This is a genomic window from Arthrobacter sp. AD-310, from assembly GCF_054656615.1.
The window spans coordinates 1-17,258 of the sequence record NZ_BAAHNO010000004.1; the positions used below are offsets into that span (position 1 = coordinate 1).

The following is a 17,258-nucleotide window of genomic DNA, read 5'->3' on the forward strand; positions in this document are numbered from 1 at the left end:
GGCACGGATCACCGTGCCCGGCCACTGCATTTAAACGCCTAGTTGACGTCCACGCCGCCGAGTTCCATCTCGGCGACAGCCTCTTCGAGGTCCTCGGCGATGCCGGCGGTCAGGGAGCGGATCACGGTGACGGAGTAGCCCGCCTGAACGGCGTCGAGGGACGTTGCCTTGACGCAGTAGTCCGTGGCGATGCCCACCACCACAACGTCCTCAACATCGTGGCTCTGCAGCCAGTCGTCCAGGCCGATGGCGTCCTCGTCCGGCGCGAACCGGTTCGCGTCCCCGGGCTGGCGTTCCCCGGTAGGGACAGCGTCCTCGGGGGCGAGGAGGCCTTCGAAGCCGGAGTACGCCGCAGCATACTGGCCCTTCTGGAAGTAGGCCTGGATGTATTCGGTATCGAGGTCGGGATGGAGCTCTGCGCCGCGCGTGCCGGCGACGCAGTGCGGCGGCCAGCTGTCCTTGAAGTCCGGTGTCGCCGAGAAATGGCTGCCCGGATCAATGTGCCAGTCCTGTGTGGCCACGATGTGGTCGAACTGGTTGTGATGGGCGTCGATGTAGTCACTGATAGCGCCGGCGACGGCTGCGCCGCCCTCGACAGCCAGGGAACCGCCCTCGCAGAAATCGTTCTGGACGTCGACAATGATCAGCGCACGGGACATCAGTTCTCCTCAGTTTTCTTCATAGAGAGTAGGGATGGCGGCCTCGCCGCGCTGCAGGCGGTTGACCACCGGGGGAAGCTCCGCCATTGAGTCCGCGTGGCGCTGGCGGGCGCGGACGACCCCCTCATGTCCGGTCCAGCCGGGCATCAGTTCGCCGTTCTTCATGAATTGGTGCAGGAGGGCACGGTCGTTGCCGTCATCTTCAGGCCGGTGCCCCACGCCGACGACCTCGGCGGTGGCGATGCCGTGCTCGTTCAGCTTCCGCAGCGCATACTTGCGTCCGCCCACGCTGGCCTTGTTCTTGGCGGCCTTCGCCACGGACACGAAGTTGCCGTCGTCGTCCGTGCGGCTCACCAGCTTGTAGACCATGCTGGCCGTGGGCGCGCCGGAGCCGGTCACCAGCGAGGTGCCGACGCCATAGGAATCCACGGGCGCGGACTGCAGGGCCGCTATGGCGTATTCGTCCAGGTCCGAGGTGACCACGATCTTGGTGTTCTCGTTGCCGAGGTCGTCCAGGAGTCGGCGCACCCACTGTGCCTGGTCCACGAGGTCGCCCGAGTCAAGCCGGACGGCTCCCAGCCGGGGACCTGCGAGCTCGACGGCGGCACGCACGGCCGTTTCGACATCGTACGTATCCACGAGGAGGGACGTGCCCTCGCCCAGCGAGGCGATCTGCGCTTCGAAGGCGTCCCGCTCGCTGTCGTGCAGCAGTGTGAAGGAGTGCGCCGCAGTGCCCACCGTCTTGATCCCGTAGCGCACGCCGGCCTCGAGGTTGGAGGTGCTGTCAAAACCGGCGATGACGGCGGCGCGGGCGGCGGAGGCCGCCGCTTCCTCATGCGTCCGCCGGGAACCCATCTCGATGCACGGCCGGCCGTGCGCGGCACTGACCATCCGGGACGCTGCGGAAGCGATGGCGCTGTCGTGGTTCAGGACCGACAGCAGGTAGGTCTCCAGCATGCAGGCCTCGGCGAAGGTGGCCTCGACAATCAGGATGGGGGAGTTGGGGAAGTATGCCTCACCCTCGGCGTAGCCCCAGATATCACCGGAGAAGCGGTAGTTTGCCAGGTATTCCAGCGTCTGGTCATTGACGACCTTGGTCCGGGACAGGAAGTCCAGCTCCGCCTGGCCGAAGCGGAAGTTGGCGATGCCCTCCAGGAGCCGGCCGGTGCCCGCCACGATGCCGTACCGGCGGCCGTCAGGGAGCCGCCGGGCGAACGCCTCAAACACTGACTTGCGGTGAGCGGCACCCGAGTGGAGCGACGCCTGCAGCATGGTCAGCTCGTAGTGGTCGGTGTAAAAGGACGTGCGGGGATGCTCCCAGCCGGCAGAGGTACTCACGAAAGTCACTCTATCCCCCACCGCCTCCCACGTCTCGCTTCGCTTCGCCGCGGGGCCCTCGCCGGTGTGGGTCTGTCCTCCCCATAGAATGGACAGATGACCTTAAGCGTTGCGCCCGGCCCTGATACACAGGAGGGCACCCGGACCGGAACAGCGGAGGCCACAGACTCCCTGACCGCTCCCGACATCCCCTGGAACCTGGTGATCTGGAACGATCCCGTCAACCTCATGAGCTACGTGTCCTACGTGTTCCAAAGCTACTTCGGCTACTCGGAGAGCAAGGCGAACAAGCTGATGATGGAGGTCCACAAGAAGGGCCGCTCCATCGTGGCCCACGGCAGCAAGGAACAGGTGGAACGCCACGCGGTGGCCATGCACGGCTTCGGGCTGTGGGCCACCGTGGAGAAGGCCAGCGGGGGACCCGGCGGCAACTCAGGGAAGTCCGGCGGACCGGGCCAGGGCAAGGGGAAACGTGGCTAAGGCATTCAAGTACGGCCTCAAAGGCATCACCGGGTACCTCGAACCCGCCGAACGGGAACTGCTGCGCAGCCTGATCGACGACGTCATCTCGATGCTCCAGCCCGAGGAACGCGCCGGACAGGATCCGCTGGCGGCGCTCATCGGCCTGGACATGGACGTCGCCGAACCGACCGACCGCGCCGTAAAGCGCCTCCTGCCGAACGTGGTGAAGGACGACGGCGCAGCCTCCCTTGAGTTCCGCCAGCTCACCGAACGTTCGCTGCGGGAGACAAAGATCGGCGCGCTCCGGGCCGCCGCGCTGGACCTGGACAAGGACGAGATCGTGCTGACGGACGAAGGTGCGAAGCACTGGTCCATGGCCCTGAACGACGTCCGCCTGGTCCTGGCCGAACGGCTGGACATCCGCGACGAGGAGGACGCCGAGCACGTCCACCTGATGCAGGACTGGTCCCAGGCCGAGGACGTGGAAAGCTACCTGGCCCTGGTCTACAACTTCACCACCTGGCTGCAGGAATCCCTGGTCCAGGCCATGCTGCAGTCGCTGGAAACCCGGCGTTGAACGTCACCGGCGCCGTTCCTGCGGCCGCTGTGACAAATTCGACATGAGCGGCTGGCCACAAGATGATGCCTGACACATCGGGAAGCACCTATCCTCAAATAATCATGACAACAGCCTCGAGCATGGATCCGGCAGCAGCAGCTGGGCAGGAATCCGAAGCAGGCAGCCTCCCGGCCGCCGCCCTGGAAGCGCGCCCCATCGGCGTTTTCGATTCCGGCGTGGGGGGCCTGACCGTGGCCCGCTCCATTATCGACCAGCTCCCCAACGAGTCCATCCTGTACGTGGGGGACACCGCGCACGGACCATATGGGCCCCTGCCCATCGCCGAAGTCCGCGCCAACGCCCTGGGCGTGATGGACGAACTGGTGGACTCCGGCGTCAAGCTGCTCACCATTGCCTGCAACTCGGCGTCGGCCGCGGTGCTGCGGGACGCCCGGGAACGCTACACCGCCAAGTACGGCATCCCCGTCATCGAGGTCATCCAGCCTGCGGTGCGCCGTGCCGTGGCCGCCACCCGGACCGGACGGGTGGGTGTCATCGGCACGTCCGCGACCATCGGGTCCCGCGCCTACGAGGACACGTTCGCGGCTGCCCCGGACCTGGCGATCACCTCGGTGGCCTGTCCGGAATTCGTCAGCTACGTTGAGGCCGGCATCACCACCGGGCCGGACCTGCTGGCCGTCGCGGAGGAATACCTGGCGCCGCTTAAGGCTGCTGACGTCGACACCGTCGTGCTCGGCTGCACGCATTACCCGCTGCTGACCGGCGTCATCTCGTATGTTATGGGCGCCGACGTCACGCTGGTCTCCAGCGCGGAGGAAACCGCCAAGGACGTGTACCGTGCCCTGGCCACCCACGACCTCCAGCGCACCTCCGGAACACCGCCCGAGCACCACTTCGTGGCCACCGGCGATGCGGGGCAGTTCGAGTCCCTGGCCCGCCGGTTCCTGGGCCCCGAAGTGTTGTCCGTCCGCCACGTTGACCACGTTGCCGCACAGTACCCGACGGGGAGCCTCGCGCGGATCACACCGGAGATGATCGCCGCCGCCCAGGATGCCCGGAACCGTCCCCGGATCTCCAACTTCGTGGCCGGCGGCCTCGTGGACACCGGCGTTGCCGGCCGGGGCGGAGGTCCGGCGCTGTGAAGCTGACCATCGTGGGGTGCACGGGATCGTTTCCCGGTCCCGGATCGCCGGCGTCGTGCTACCTCCTCACCGCCACCGACGGCGAGCGGACCTGGAAGGTGGTCATGGACCTGGGCAGCGGTGCCCTCGGTGCTATCCAGCGGTACACGGACCTCGAGGACATCGACGCGATTTTCCTCACCCACCTGCACCCGGACCACTGCATGGACTTGTGCGGGCTCCACGTCGCCATCAGGTGGAAGCCCGGCGGCTGGGGCCGCGGGCGCATTCCCGTCTGGGGTCCTGCTGCCACGGCTGACCGGATGGCCACCGCTTACGGCCTGGACCTTGATCCCGGCATGCATGAGGAATTCGACTTCACCAACTGGGCCGAACGCCAGCCGGTGACTGTTGGCCCCTTCACCGTGACGCCCTTCGCCGTCAACCATCCCATCGAGGAGGCCTACGCACTCCGCGTGGAGGTGGTGGAGCCGGACAAGGACGGCACCATGGTTTCCCGCACGCTGACCTACTCGGGCGACACCGACTCCTGCCCGGGCCTGGAAGAGGCCGCCAAGGACGCCGACCTGTTCCTTTGTGAAGCCGCCTTCGAGGAGGGCCGGGACAATGGCATCAAGGATGTCCACCTCACCGGCAAGCGCGCCGGCGAGGCGGCTGCCGCAGCCGGGGCACGCCGGCTCCTGCTGACCCACATTCCAGTGTGGACCTCCCAGACCACCGTCATGGCCGAAGCGCGGCCCGTGTTCGGCGGTGACGTGGCTGTGGCGGTGGCCGGGGTGCACTACACCATTTAGCACTGCCTGTGCCGGCCCCGGCCGGGCCGCGGTCCGGGCGGGATACGGGTGCACCCGCAGTGGATAAGCTAAAGGCATGACTTCTGAAGCAACTGCAGTGCCCATCGTGCGTGCCGACGGCCGCGCCCCGGACCAGCTCCGGCCCATCAGCATCACCCGCGGATGGTCCAACCAGGCTGAGGGTTCGGCGCTGATCGAGTTCGGCAACACCCGGGTCCTGTGCACGGCCTCCCTCACTGCCGGCGTCCCCCGCTGGCTCAAGGGCGAGGGCCGCGGCTGGGTCACGGCCGAATACGCCATGCTGCCGCGCGCCACGAACACCCGTTCGGACCGGGAATCGGTGAAGGGGAAGATCGGCGGCCGCACCCACGAGATCTCCCGGCTCATCGGACGGTCCCTGCGCTCCATCATCGACACCAAGGCCCTGGGCGAGAACACGATTGTGCTGGACTGCGACGTCCTGCAGGCCGACGGCGGCACCCGGACTGCCGCGATCACCGGCGCCTACGTTGCCCTTGCGGACTCCATCAGGTTCGCCCGTGACAACAAGCTCATCGCCGGCAACGCGCAGCCGCTGATTGACACGATCGCCGCCGTCTCCGTCGGCATCATCGACGGTGTGCCCATGCTGGACCTGCCCTACGTCGAGGACGTGCGCGCCGAAACCGACATGAACGTGGTGGTGACCGGATCAGGCAAGTTCGTGGAGGTGCAGGGCACCGCCGAAGGCGCTCCGTTCGACCGCGCCGAACTGGACGCCCTCCTGGACCTCGCGCTGCTGGGCACCACCCAGCTCGCCGCCATCCAGCGCGAAACCCTGGCGGATACCCTGTGAGCAATGCGGACGGCAACGCGAGGCTGGTCCTGGCGACGCACAACAAGGGCAAACTGCGGGAGCTGCGTGAGCTGCTGCGCGGGCAGGTTTCCGGGCTCGACGTCGACACACAGGTGGTGGACGCGGCGGCGGCAGGTGCCCCGGACGTCGTCGAAACGGGCGTGACGTTCGCCGAGAATTCGTTGCTGAAGGCGCGCGCCGTCGCCGAAGCCACCGGACTGGTTGCCATCGCCGACGACTCGGGACTCGCCGTCGATGTCATGGGCGGGGCGCCCGGCATCTTTTCCGCCAGGTGGTCCGGCAGCCACGGCAACGACGAAGCAAACCTTGCCCTACTGCTCAACCAGCTCTCCGACGTTCCGGACCAGCACCGCGGTGCCGCGTTCGTCTGCGCCGCCGCCCTTGCCGTGCCGGGCAGGGACGGCGTGCCGGGACGCGAAGTGGTGGAATACGGGCAGCTGGAGGGCATCCTGCTGCGTGAACCCCGCGGCGAGGGTGGCTTCGGCTACGATCCCGTGCTGCAGCCGGTGGGCGAGCAGCGCAGCTGTGCCGAACTGTCCGCCGAGGAGAAGAATGCCATCAGCCACCGCGGAAAGGCGTTCCGGGCGCTCCTGCCGTCGATCGTGGAGGCGCTGCAGGCAGCTGATTCCTGACCGGTCAAGGACGCAGGGTCCGTGAAGCACGAAAGGTGCGCTTCCCGCCAGGGGAAGCGCACCTTTGTATTGTGTCCGGGCGCGGGCTTTCGCTAGGGCAGCCGGGGCGTCTTCTGCTCGTCCTCTGGGTTGTGCTCCTCGATGAACTCATCCACGGGATCTGTACCGTAGGTTGCGGCCTGGCGCTTGGCGGAAATGCCGCGCAGCACCTCGATGCCGATCGGCAGCACCGACACCAGGACGATGACGATGAAGATGATGTCCAGGTTGTCGCGCACCCACGGGATGCGGTCACCCAGCAGGTAGCCGAGCAGGGTCACGCCGCCGCCCCAGAGCACGGCCCCGATGACGTTGTAGAGGAAGAACTTCTTCCGGCTCATCTGGGCGACGCCAACGATGACCGGCACAAACGTCCGGATGATGGGAACGAACCGGGCCAGGATGAGGGCCTTGCCGCCGTGCTTTTCGAAGAAGGCGTGCGCGTTCTCGACGTTCTCGCGCTTGAACAGGCGGGACTCCGGCTTGTTGAAGATGGCCGGGCCCGCCTTGGACCCGATGAAGTACCCGGTCTGGTTGCCAATGATGGCGGAAATCACAATCAGCAGGGCAAACAGCCACACGTTGAACTTGATGGTGTCCGTGGCTACGAGCAGGCCGGCGGTGAACAGCATGGAGTCTCCCGGCAGGAAGAACCCCACCAGCAGGCCGGTTTCCGCGAAGACGATGCCGCAGACAAGCACGACCACCCACGGGGCCAGCGCCGGATCGGCAAGGAAGATCTGGGGGTTCAGCCAGTCGGGCAGGAAGGAGGCCAGCTGCGGCTGGACCGGTCCTGCCCCGCCCAGCATTGACACAGCGAGGTCGTTCATCACAGGAAAGTTCACCCCTCAAGGGTACTTGACAGGCCTGTCCCTGCAGGGCCGCGGCGGGTTCCGGCGGTAAGGTGGGGGCCGTGGGTTTGGACTTTACTGCGATCGACTTCGAGACGGCGAACGGATTCCGGGGGTCGCCCTGCGCGGTGGGGCTCACCAAGGTCCGGGGCGGGAAGATCGTCGCTGAAGCCTCGTGGCTGATGCGGCCGCCGCACAACTACGACCACTTCGACTACCACAACGTCCGGATCCACGGCATCACGGCCGCGGACGTGGCGGGCCGGCCCCGCTTTGGGGAGCTCTTCGCTGAAATCGGCGCCTTTATCGGCGAGGACGTGCTGGCGGCCCACAACGCCGCCTTCGACCTTGGCGTCATCCGTTCCGCCCTGGAGGTGTCCGGGCTGCCCGGCCCTGCCTACGACTACGTCTGCACCGTCATGCTGTCCCGGCGCTGCTATTCGCTCGTATCCAACTCCCTGCCGTTTGCCGCGGAGGAGGCGGGCGTCCCGCTGGTCAGGCACCACGACGCAGCCGAGGACGCGCGGGCCTGCGCCGGGATCCTGATCGACATCGCCCGGCGGAACGGCGCCAACAGCCTCGCCGAACTGTTCCTTTCCCTGGGTTTGGTGATGCCCCGCCAGCAGGCCTTCGATCCAAACGTTGATGCGCTCTCGAAACCCAGCCTGGCCGCCGTCGCAGGGGGCGGGCTTGCGGGTGGAAGGTTGTCCGGCGCCACCGGCAACGGTGCCGCGCTCGCGCGGCCCTTCCAGTCCGGCTGGCCGGAGGAAGGCGACAATCCAGAGCCCAACCCGGACGCAGAGCCGGGCCACCCGCTCTACGGCCAGACCCTGGTTTTCACCGGGCAGCTTTCCATCGCCCGCCCGGAGGCGAAGGTGCGTTCTGCCGAGGTGGGGGCACGGACCGAAAGCAGGGTCACGGGCCGCACCACCGTCCTGGTCGTGGGCGATGGCTTCGTGGCCTCTGACCTCCGCTCGGGCAGGCTGACCGGCAAGGCGCGCCGCGTGCTTGAACTGCACCAGCGCGGCCAGTCCATCGAGGTGCTGTCTGAGGGCGAGTTCCTGCAGATGGTGGGCACGGCGCAGGCGGCAGGCGTCGGATAAGTCTGCGATGCGGCCGAAATTCAGCCTTCGCCGGTGGTGACCGCCGCCAGCCTGTCGGCCATCCCGCGGATGACCTCGGGAGCCTCCAGCGCGTCCAGCCATCCGGCAGGCAGGCAGTCCTCGCCATAGTAGGCGCCGAGGATGTTGCCGGCGATGGAACCGGTGGAGTCGCTGTCACCGCTGTGGTTCACTGCCAGTGCCACGGCGTCCCGGAAATGCCGGACCGGATCGGGGCGGGCGCCGGCACTGCCGGTGGCCGGATGGGTGGCGAGCACCGAGTAGACCGCGACGGCGAGTGCCTCCTCCGCCACCCGGCCCGCGCCAAGTGCGTCCACCATTTCTTCCGGTTCCACCCTGCCGTTGTCGGCCAGCCTGAGGGCTGCCTCCAGCCGCTCCGGCAGTTCGGGCGCCACATCGGTGATGGTGGCGGCATGCGCCGCGACACCAGCCGCCGCTTCCCGCAGCTCCTCGCCGGCCACCAGCCGGTGGATCAGAAGGCTGAAGATGCCGGCGCTCTGCCGGGCGGACGGATGGCCGTGCGTCAGGGAGGCGGCGTCGGCACTGAGCTTGTAGACGGCGTCGGGGGCAATATGCGGCACCAGCCCGAACGGTGCGGAACGCATCACTGTGCCGCAGCCCTTCGAGTCCGGATTGACCGGGCGGACGGAGGTTCCCATTTCACCGGTGGCGAGGCCCGAGATACAGGCCTTGCCCGGGTGGCGGCGCTGGTGGAGCACGGTATGGCCGTCGATCCAGCGCGGCTGCGGCGCCGGTGCGGTCGGACCGGCATCCTCGCCCTGGGTGGCGAGCCAGCGCAGGTAAGCCAGCCACAGGCAGGCATTGACGTCCGCCCCGACGCCCGCGTTCGCCCATTCAAGTGCTTCCAGCAGTCCGTCCACGGTGTAGAGCGTCATCTGTGTATCGTCGGAAAAGTGGCTGCCTTCGGTAAGTGCCTCGAAACCGGTGAGGCCCGCGCCGCCAAAGCGCCGCCGGATCTCCTCCATCGCGTCGAACTCCACCACATAGCCCAGTGAATCGCCCAGGGCACCGCCCAGCAGGCAGCCGTGGATACGTGATCTCAGCGTGGGCGCGGACGCGCCGGTGTTCGTGCTCATGCAGTAAATTTACCGTGGCCCCGGCAACGTGCAGTCCGCCGTCCCGGCAAGGCCCGGGCCAGTCGGGTGCAGCTCCAGTCCAGCAAACGTTCAGCCTGGGCTGGAATAATGCTGGGGTTGCCTGCGGGCGGCACCCCCGACTTCCCCTACCTGAAGGGTCACAATGAGCACCCCCGATCCAGCCCCCAACGCCGCCTTCGCGCGAGGACCGGAAGCTGCCGTGCCTGAAGCTGCCGGCCCGGGACTGTTGCCCAGGCTGGCTGCGGAGGCCTTCGGAAGCCTGTTCATCGCGGTCGCGGGGCTTGGAGTTCCGCTTTTCAGCATCCCGCAGTCCAGCCCGCTGCCCGCCGCGCTCGCGGCAGGACTGGCAGTCACCGCCGCGATGCTGGCGGTGGGCCACGTATCAGGGGGACACTTCAACCCGGCCATTACGCTGGGCCACCTCCTGGCGGGACGGATCCGCGCGGGCGCTGCCGCCGCGTACGCTTTGGCACAGTTCGCGGGCGCGGCAGCGGGTGCGACGGCACTCTACTCGGTGCTCCGTACGCTTCCCGGCATTCCTGACAGCCGGACGGCCTTCGACACGGTCACGGCCGGCTTCGGTGAACACTCCATCATCCAGGCGCCGGTAGCGGCTGTGCTGGTCCTCGAAGTGCTGGGCGCGGCCATCATTGTGGCCGTTTTCCTGGGTGCATCCGGCCGCCGGGCAGGCGGCGCAGCCACTCCGGTAGCCGTGGGCCTCGCCTTCGCAGCCCTGCTGCAGCTGGGGCAGGCCGTGGGAAACCTGCCGTTCAATCCTGCCCGGGCAACCGCGTCCGCCGTCTTCAGCTCCGGCTGGGCCGTGCAGCAGCTCTGGGTGTTCGTGGCCGCGCCCCTGGCGGGTGCCGCCGTCGCCGGCCTGCTGTTCCGCCTCTTCAACACCAATGGGGACGCAGCCGCCGCCGCATCCGCGCCGGCACCGGAGCGGCCCGCCGATGCTGCCGGCGACGGCAGCGGCGAAGTCAAGCGGGAGGATGCCGGCCCTGCATCCGTCCCGGACGCTGCGGCCCCGGCCGCGCCTGCCACGCGGGCCAGCGAGGCCCAGGAGTTTTTCGAGGGCAAGCGCAACTGACCGCTGCCCGGCGGCGGTGACGCAAACTGTCAGTGGCAGCCGATAGCTTAGAAATATGCGGTTACTTCACACTTCGGACTGGCACCTCGGCCGCTCCTTCCACGGCGTGGGCATGCTCGACGCCCAACGCACCTTCGTCGACCAGCTCGTCGATGCGGTGTCCCGCCACGGCGTCGACGTCGTCCTGATCGCCGGTGACGTCTACGACCGCGCCATGCCCGGTGTGGACGTGGTCCGCCTCCTGGACGACGCCCTGGTCCGGCTCACCGCCGCCGGCGCCCAGGTGGTGCTGACCAGCGGCAACCATGATTCGGCGATCCGGCTCGGCTTTGCCGCCCGCCTGCTCGAGCGTGGGGGAGTCCACCTGCGGACCAGCCTGGACAGCATGGACCAGCCCCTGCTGCTCCCGCTGGGCACGGACCAGGACGGCAAGGAAGCAGTGCTGGCTGTCTACGGCATTCCCTGGCTGGAGCCCCGGCTCGTGGCCGGGCAGCTTGGTGTTGAAACGGCCAGCCACTTCGAGGTGACACGGGCGGCCACCGCGCTCATCCGGCAGGACATCGGGCGGCGCGCCGCTTCCGCCGTCGTCCACCCGGTGGTCCTGGCCCACACGTTCGCCAGCGGCGGCATCAGCTCTGACAGTGAGCGGGACCTCAGCATCGGCGGCGTGGGTGCGGTGCCCCTGGACCTCTTTGACGGGTTCAGCTATACCGCCCTCGGCCACCTCCACGGCCGGCAGACACTTTCTCCCGCGGTCCGGTACTCGGGATCACCGCTGGCATACTCCTTCTCCGAGGCCACCCACCGGAAAGGGGCCTGGCTGGTGGACATCGGCGCCGAGGGCGTCACCGCCGTGGAGGAAGTGCTGTGGGAGGCCCCGCGCACCCTGGCAGTCCTACGCGGCGCACTGCCCGAACTCCTCGAAGCGCCGGAGCACGCATGGGCCGAAACGGCCTACTGCCAGATCACCCTGACGGATGCGCAGCGCCCGGCCCGGGCCATGGAGCGGCTGCGTACCCGGTTCCCGGACACCCTGGTCCTGGGCTTTGACCCGCAGGGCGGACCGGCGGCCGGCGCCGCAACCTACAGCAGCAGGCTCGCCGAGGCCCCCGACGACCTCTCGGTATGCTGCGGATTCCTCGAACACGTGCGCGGCCGCGTACCCGATGACGCCGAGAAGTCGGCGCTCGCCGCCGCCCTGGACAATGTCCGCCTTTTGGAGGGCTCCCGGTGAGAATCCACCATCTGCGCATCTGCGGATTCGGCCCGTTCGCCGGAACCGAGGACATCGACTTCGACCAGCTAAGCGCGCACGGCCTCTTCCTGCTGAACGGGCCTACGGGCGCCGGCAAGACCAGTGTTTTGGACGCCATCTGTTTCGCCTTGTACGGCTCCGTTCCCGGGGCGCGCCAGGATGGCAAACGGCTCCGGAGCGACCATGCCGAACCCGCGCAGGAACCCGCCGTGACCTGTGAGTTCTCAGCACAGGGACGGCGTTTTGAAGTAACCCGGTCACCGGCCTGGGACAAACCGAGCGCCCGGGGCAAGAACGGTTTTACCACCCAGCAGGCCAAGACGCTCCTCCGTGAGCGGGTGGACGGGACATGGGTGGAGAAGTCCGCCCGCAACGACGAAGCCGGTGCCGAGATCCTGGCGCTGCTCGGAATGGACCGTGAACAGTTCACCAGGGTAGTCATGCTGCCGCAGGGGGACTTCGCCGCGTTCCTGCGGTCGAAGGCAACAGACCGGCTGGAGCTGCTGCAAAAGCTCTTTGGCACGCAGCGGTTCGAAGCGCTGGAGCAGGAGCTCAGCCGGCAGGCGCAGGAAGCCAGGAACGACGTCTCGGCCTTGGCCGGACAGCTCAGCATCCTGGCGGCGCGCGCGGAATCGGAGGCCGCGGCCCTCGAGCTTGATGACGCCGGCGCGCCGGCCGCGGAGAACGTGGCGGCCCGGCTCGAGTGGCTGCAGGCTGCCGTCGCTGAACGCCGGTCTGAACTGCTCATCCGGGCAAGGAGCGCGGAGATGGAGAGCAGCCGGCACAACGGGGCGGTGGAGGAAGAAACTTTGCGCACCGCACGGCGGCGCAAACTTGAGGCGGCAACAGCGCGGCGGAATGCAGCCGAGGCAGCCGGGCCCCGCCTGGAGGAGCTGGCCGGGCGCCTCGCGCGTCACCGGAAAGCGGAGGTTCTGGACGGGCACCTCAAGGGTGCGGATTCGGCGGCGGCAAGGGTCCGCAGCGCGCTCGGCGCCTCCGGATCGGCGTTCACGCTGCTAAACCTCGCTGCCGGGGAAAACCCGGAACTGGCACAGCTTGATCCGGGCTTCGGTGATGAATCAGGGTTAAACGTTTCCGGCGCAGTTGCTGAGGAGGTTGCCCGGCTGCGTTCGCTGCTGGCAGTGGTGGAGGCCCGGGTGCCCGACGAGGGCCGCCTGCAGGACCTGCGGTCCCGGCACGACGGACTGGTCCGGAAACAGCAGGAGCTTGAAGCTGGCATAGCGGGCCTCGGGACACGGCTCGAATCGCTCCAGGCCGAACGCCGGAGCCTTGCCGACGGACTCGGGGAGCTGGAACAGCTTGCCGGCACGGCTGCGCTGCGGACCAAGGAAGCGGCGGCCGCTGCTGAGCTGCTGGACGTTGTCCGCCGGTACGGTGCCGCTGCGGCCGCGCGGGATGCGGTTAAGGCGCGGTACGAGGCGGGACGGGAAGACCAGCTGGAGGCAAAACGCCGCTGGCTCGACCTTCGGGAAGCAAGGCTGGCCAATGCCGCCGCCGAACTCGCAGCGCAGCTGGCACCGGGCAGCCCCTGCCCGGTGTGCGGCAGCGCAGAACATCCGTTACCGGCTGCCGCCGGCGCGGAGGGCCCCGGTCTGGCGCAGGACGAGGAAGCGGCCCACGCTGCGCATGAGGCGGCCCAGGCTGCTTTCACCAGGCTCAGCACGGAACTGGCAGCGGCGGACCAGCAGGTGGCGGTCCTTGCCGGGCAGGGCGGCGATACGGCGGTGGACGAGGCAATGGCAGGGGCGGACGCTGCCCGCGCTGCGGCCGCCGAAGCCGACGCCGCAGCAGCGCAGCTGGCCGAGGTCCGGCTGCGCCTGGAGGCCCTGGACACGGACGCCGCAACGGCCCTGGCGGGGAAGGCGGACCGGGAGTCGGACCTTGCCCGGGCCACTGCTTCCCTGGCCGACCTGTCCGAGCAGTCTGCTGCCCTGGACGAGGCACTCACCGGGCTCCGTGGCGGACACCCCAGCCTTTCCCGCCGGCTGCGCTCCCTGGAGGACGCCGTGGCGGTCCTGGACAAGGCACTGGAAGCGCAGTCGGAGCTGGAGCGGGCGCGGGCACGCGAGGAGGACGCCCGTGAACAACTCGAAGCGGCGCTCCCGGCCGCAGGATTCGCTGACGAGGACGAAGCCCGCCGGCAGCTGCTGGGGGCCTCCGATGCCGCCGCGCTGCAGGAGGAACTCCGGGCGGCCCAGGACGAGGCAGCCCGCGTTGCCGAACTTTTCGAGTCCGAGGACGTGGTGCTCGCACTGGCGGAACAGGCCGACGGCTTCGAGGTGGACCCGCACAGGCTCGCCGCACTGCAGGAAGCGGCCGAGGCCGGAGGCCGGAAAGCCAGGGAGGCACACCTTGCTGCCGGCCTTGCCGGCCGGTGCGTGGAAGCACTCGGGGCCATCCGTGCGGAATATGACGCCCTGGCGGATTCAGCGCGGGAACCCGCAGAACGGGCTCAAATGCTGGCCGGCCTGGCTGACGCTGCCGCAGGACGCGGTGAGAACACCTACCGGATGAGCCTCAACAGCTATGTCCTGGCGGCGAGGCTGGAGCAGGTTGCCCTCGCCGCATCAGAACGCCTGGTCGCCATGAGCGACGGCCGCTACCTGCTCCAGCACAGCGATGCCAAGGCAGCGAGGGGCGCGAAGTCGGGGCTTGGGCTCGAAGTCGTGGACCAGTGGACCGGTTACCGCCGGGACACGTCCACCTTGTCCGGGGGTGAGTCCTTTATGGCGTCCCTCTCCCTGGCGCTCGGCCTGGCCGACGTCGTGCAGCAGGAATCGGGCGGCGTCGAAATCGAAACCCTCTTCGTGGACGAAGGGTTCGGCAGCCTGGACGAACAGTCGCTGGAACAGGTCATGGATGCACTTGAGGGCCTGCGGGACGGCGGCCGGGTGGTCGGACTCGTCAGCCACGTTGCCGGGATGAAGCAGCGAATCAGCACCCAGCTCCAGGTGCTGAAGGGCCGGAACGGGTCCACGCTCCGGATTGCGGAGGCACCCGACCTGCCCTTGTGACCCCGGAACCCGCGCGGTGTGCACCGGGAACAGTGGCGGCCAGCCGCTCCATAGCCCGCGGTATAGTTGTGCAGTTACCGGGTTGCGCGCATCGGGAGGAGGGACGATGCGCACGACACGAACGAGCCCGGAAATTGACACCCAACGCTTCCCTTTCGTCGCCGCAGGAAACCCGCCCCGCCTCCGCCGCTGATCAGCAGGCCAGGGGACGCTTCGCCCGCCTGCCCCGGCTCGCCGGCCGAAGCTTCATCCCCCTCGGGCTCTTTGCCCGGCTGCCGCTGGCCATGTTGACCGTCGGCACCCTCACCATGGTCACCTCCGTCAGCGGCTCCTACGCCGCCGGCGGTACTGCCGCAGGGGCTGTGGGCATCGGCTCCGCGCTGGGCGCTCCGCTCCTGGGAGCCCTGGCTGACAGGCGGGGCCAGCGGCCGGTCCTCATTGCCTCCGCCGCCAGCAATACCGCAGCGGTCCTTGCCCTGATCCTCGCCTCCGTGCTGCTTGGCCCGGCCGGCGGCTTTCACGGCGCCATCCTGGCCGCGGCGCTCGCAGCCGGCGCCAGCAGCCCGCAGGTGGGACCCCTGGCCCGCGTCCGCTGGATGGCCCTCACCCGGACGGGAACGGCGGCAGATCCCCGGGACCTGGACACAGCCCTTTCGTACGAGAGCACCGCCGATGAGGTGACCTTCGTCCTGGGACCGGCGCTGGTGGGAATCCTCGCCAGCCTGCTGGCGCCATGGCTGCCGCTGGCCCTGGCCGCCGCCATGACCCTCATCCTGGTGCCGGCCTTTGCCGCCCATCCCACCCACCGCGCCGTGGCGCCCCGACCCCGGCCCGCGGCCGCCAAGGGTTCCCCTGCCGGGCTCCCGCCGGCCCGGGGTGACAGAATCGGACCGGCCGTGGCGCTGCCCGTCCTGGCGATGGTGTGCATGGGCACGTTCTTCGGCTCAACCCAGGCAGCACTGAGCTCCTTCTCCGCAGGCATTGCAGGATCCGAAATTACCGGGCTCCTCTACGCGGCAATGGGACTGAGTTCCGCGGCGGCGGCACTCTCGGTGGCCTACTGGCCGCGGACGTTCAGCCTCTGGTGGCGCTGGATCCTGTGCGCCGCAGCGATGGCGGCGTTCGCGATCCTGCTGCTGGTCCCGTCCTCGCTCACGGGCATGGTGCTGGTGCTCCTCGTCCTTGGCCTCCCGGTGGGGCCGGTGATGGTCACCGTCTTCGCGGCAGGCGGCCTGGTGGCGCCCCCGGGCCGGCTGGGCACCGTGATGACGGCGCTGGCCAGTGGGATTGTGGCGGGCACGGCACTCGGCTCCGCGATCGGCGGGCACCTGGCCGAGGATGCAGGCCACCAGTCCGCGTTCCTGGTCACGGCGGCCGCGGCCGCAGTGCTGGCGCTGCTTGGTGCCGTATCCGCCGTCGTGCTTCGCCGCCGGGGAAGCCGGGCTGTCGACGCCTGACGGGCAGGGCCTGACGGTCGGGCCGTGCCGGGGACACCGTCCGGCCGGTAGCCCGTCCTGCCGGCGTGTGGCCGGCTATGCCAGCTGGCGTTCGATCCGCGCCGCGCTTTCGGCAAGGGCAGAGCCCACCGTGGCGGGATCATGGGCGGAGCGGATGTAGACGACGGCGAGTGCGGCCGGCCGCCCTCCGGGCACCCGGACAGGGGCTGCCAGCGAGGACACGCCGGCGATGACCTCGTCATGGCTGGCCGAGTATCCCCTGCTGCGGGCCTCTGCCGCTTCGGGCCGGTAGGGGATTCCCGTGCCGAGGCGGTCCCACTCAGCTTTGGTAAGCGCTGACTGGATGGCGATGCCGGGTGCACCGGCATTGATGGGATGCCGTGTCCCCGGGTGCTGGGCGACCGTTGCCCCGGAGTGCCTGGGCTCCACCGTGAGCAGGGTAATGCAGTCCTGGTGGTCCCACACCGCAACAAACGCGGTCATGTCCAGGCTGTTAGCCAGGTGGGTCAGCTCCGGCAGCGCCGCCGCCTGGAGATTGCGCGATACGCCGCGGGCCAAAACGGCGAGTCCCGGGCCGGGCTGGACACGGCCGGCGTCGTCCCGGACCAACAGCGAGTGGTCCTCAAGGGTACGCAGGATCCGGTAAGCCACCGAACGGTGCACGCCCATCGCATCCGCCAGTTCGGCGATGGTCAGGGGACCGGCGGCCGCCGCCAGGATTTCCAGGGCGCGAATGCCGCGGGACAGGGTCTGTGACGGAGACGCCTGGGCGGGCGCTGCTCCGGCCGGGGCTGCGGCGGGGGAAGTCATGGTGTCCATCCTAGGTTGC

At 68.8% G+C, this 17,258-nt stretch carries 16 protein-coding genes; 11 read left to right on the forward strand and 5 right to left on the reverse strand.

The genetic code is table 11. The features are described from left to right. Positions 1-38: 38 nt before the first annotated feature. Entirely contained in the window at positions 39-659 is a 621-nt protein-coding gene (locus ACYQ1Z_RS01970; protein ID WP_459790719.1) for an isochorismatase family protein, read from the reverse strand. A gap of 9 nt (positions 660-668) precedes the next feature. Continuing rightward, positions 669-1,997, reverse strand: a complete 1,329-nt coding sequence (locus tag ACYQ1Z_RS01975; protein WP_459790720.1) for a nicotinate phosphoribosyltransferase — start codon at positions 1,995-1,997, stop codon at positions 669-671. A gap of 96 nt (positions 1,998-2,093) precedes the next feature. Here ACYQ1Z_RS01975 and clpS point away from each other — a divergent pair, with 96 nt between their 5' ends. The 6 genes from clpS to rdgB all read left to right on the forward strand — a co-directional run bounded on the left by clpS (position 2,094) and on the right by rdgB (position 6,463). Beyond that, positions 2,094-2,477 carry an ATP-dependent Clp protease adapter ClpS gene (gene clpS / locus ACYQ1Z_RS01980; protein WP_459790721.1) on the forward strand — a complete coding sequence of 128 codons (384 nt, stop codon included), beginning with the start codon at positions 2,094-2,096 and terminating at the stop codon, positions 2,475-2,477. Beyond that, positions 2,470-3,036, forward strand: coding sequence for a DUF2017 domain-containing protein (locus tag ACYQ1Z_RS01985; protein WP_459790722.1), 567 nt, complete (start codon positions 2,470-2,472; stop codon positions 3,034-3,036). The genes clpS and ACYQ1Z_RS01985 overlap by 8 nt, the downstream gene beginning before the upstream one ends. Before the next feature lie 122 nt (positions 3,037-3,158). Continuing rightward, a complete protein-coding gene (gene murI, locus ACYQ1Z_RS01990; protein ID WP_459790850.1) occupies positions 3,159-4,181 on the forward strand; it encodes a glutamate racemase in 1,023 nt (340 codons plus the stop codon). Beyond that, positions 4,178-4,975: an MBL fold metallo-hydrolase gene (locus ACYQ1Z_RS01995; RefSeq protein ID WP_459790723.1), complete on the forward strand. Its 798-nt coding sequence runs from the start codon at positions 4,178-4,180 to the stop codon at positions 4,973-4,975. Before murI ends, ACYQ1Z_RS01995 begins: the two co-directional genes overlap by 4 nt. A gap of 76 nt (positions 4,976-5,051) precedes the next feature. Further along, positions 5,052-5,810, forward strand: coding sequence for a ribonuclease PH (rph, locus tag ACYQ1Z_RS02000; protein WP_459790724.1), 759 nt, complete (start codon positions 5,052-5,054; stop codon positions 5,808-5,810). Continuing rightward, the gene (rdgB, locus tag ACYQ1Z_RS02005) at positions 5,807-6,463 is read left to right on the forward strand and encodes an RdgB/HAM1 family non-canonical purine NTP pyrophosphatase (protein ID WP_459790725.1); all 657 of its coding nucleotides are present in this window, start codon (positions 5,807-5,809) and stop codon (positions 6,461-6,463) included. Before rph ends, rdgB begins: the two co-directional genes overlap by 4 nt. 92 nt (positions 6,464-6,555) lie before the next feature. On the opposite strand, the gene ACYQ1Z_RS02010 is transcribed toward rdgB, so the two are convergent. Then, the gene (locus ACYQ1Z_RS02010; RefSeq protein ID WP_459790851.1) at positions 6,556-7,332 is read right to left on the reverse strand and encodes a DedA family protein; all 777 of its coding nucleotides are present in this window, start codon (positions 7,330-7,332) and stop codon (positions 6,556-6,558) included. 83 nt (positions 7,333-7,415) lie between these two features. On the opposite strand from ACYQ1Z_RS02010, the gene ACYQ1Z_RS02015 reads away from it, so the two are divergent. Continuing rightward, positions 7,416-8,456 (forward strand): 3'-5' exonuclease, encoded by a 1,041-nt coding sequence (locus ACYQ1Z_RS02015; protein ID WP_459790726.1) that lies wholly within the window; start codon positions 7,416-7,418, stop codon positions 8,454-8,456. A gap of 20 nt (positions 8,457-8,476) precedes the next feature. Here the strand turns inward: ACYQ1Z_RS02015 and ACYQ1Z_RS02020 are convergent, their stop codons facing one another. After that, entirely contained in the window at positions 8,477-9,571 is a 1,095-nt protein-coding gene (locus tag ACYQ1Z_RS02020; RefSeq protein WP_459790727.1) for an ADP-ribosylglycohydrolase family protein, read from the reverse strand. 163 nt (positions 9,572-9,734) lie between these two features. Here ACYQ1Z_RS02020 and ACYQ1Z_RS02025 point away from each other — a divergent pair, with 163 nt between their 5' ends. The 4 genes from ACYQ1Z_RS02025 (at position 9,735) to ACYQ1Z_RS02040 (ending at position 16,429) form a co-directional block, all read left to right on the forward strand. Then, the gene (locus ACYQ1Z_RS02025) at positions 9,735-10,682 is read left to right on the forward strand and encodes an aquaporin (protein ID WP_459790728.1); all 948 of its coding nucleotides are present in this window, start codon (positions 9,735-9,737) and stop codon (positions 10,680-10,682) included. A gap of 55 nt (positions 10,683-10,737) precedes the next feature. After that, complete coding sequence (locus tag ACYQ1Z_RS02030; protein WP_459790729.1) at positions 10,738-11,916, forward strand: exonuclease SbcCD subunit D; 1,179 nt, start codon at positions 10,738-10,740, stop codon at positions 11,914-11,916. Continuing rightward, positions 11,913-14,972, forward strand: coding sequence for an AAA family ATPase (locus ACYQ1Z_RS02035; protein ID WP_459790730.1), 3,060 nt, complete (start codon positions 11,913-11,915; stop codon positions 14,970-14,972). The genes ACYQ1Z_RS02030 and ACYQ1Z_RS02035 overlap by 4 nt, the downstream gene beginning before the upstream one ends. Positions 14,973-15,106: 134 nt before the next feature. Next, positions 15,107-16,429 carry an MFS transporter gene (locus ACYQ1Z_RS02040; RefSeq protein WP_459790732.1) on the forward strand — a complete coding sequence of 441 codons (1,323 nt, stop codon included), beginning with the start codon at positions 15,107-15,109 and terminating at the stop codon, positions 16,427-16,429. A gap of 75 nt (positions 16,430-16,504) precedes the next feature. Here ACYQ1Z_RS02040 and ACYQ1Z_RS02045 read toward each other — a convergent pair whose 3' ends face one another. Next, positions 16,505-17,239: an IclR family transcriptional regulator gene (locus ACYQ1Z_RS02045; protein ID WP_459790733.1), complete on the reverse strand. Its 735-nt coding sequence runs from the start codon at positions 17,237-17,239 to the stop codon at positions 16,505-16,507. Positions 17,240-17,258: the final 19 nt, after the last annotated feature.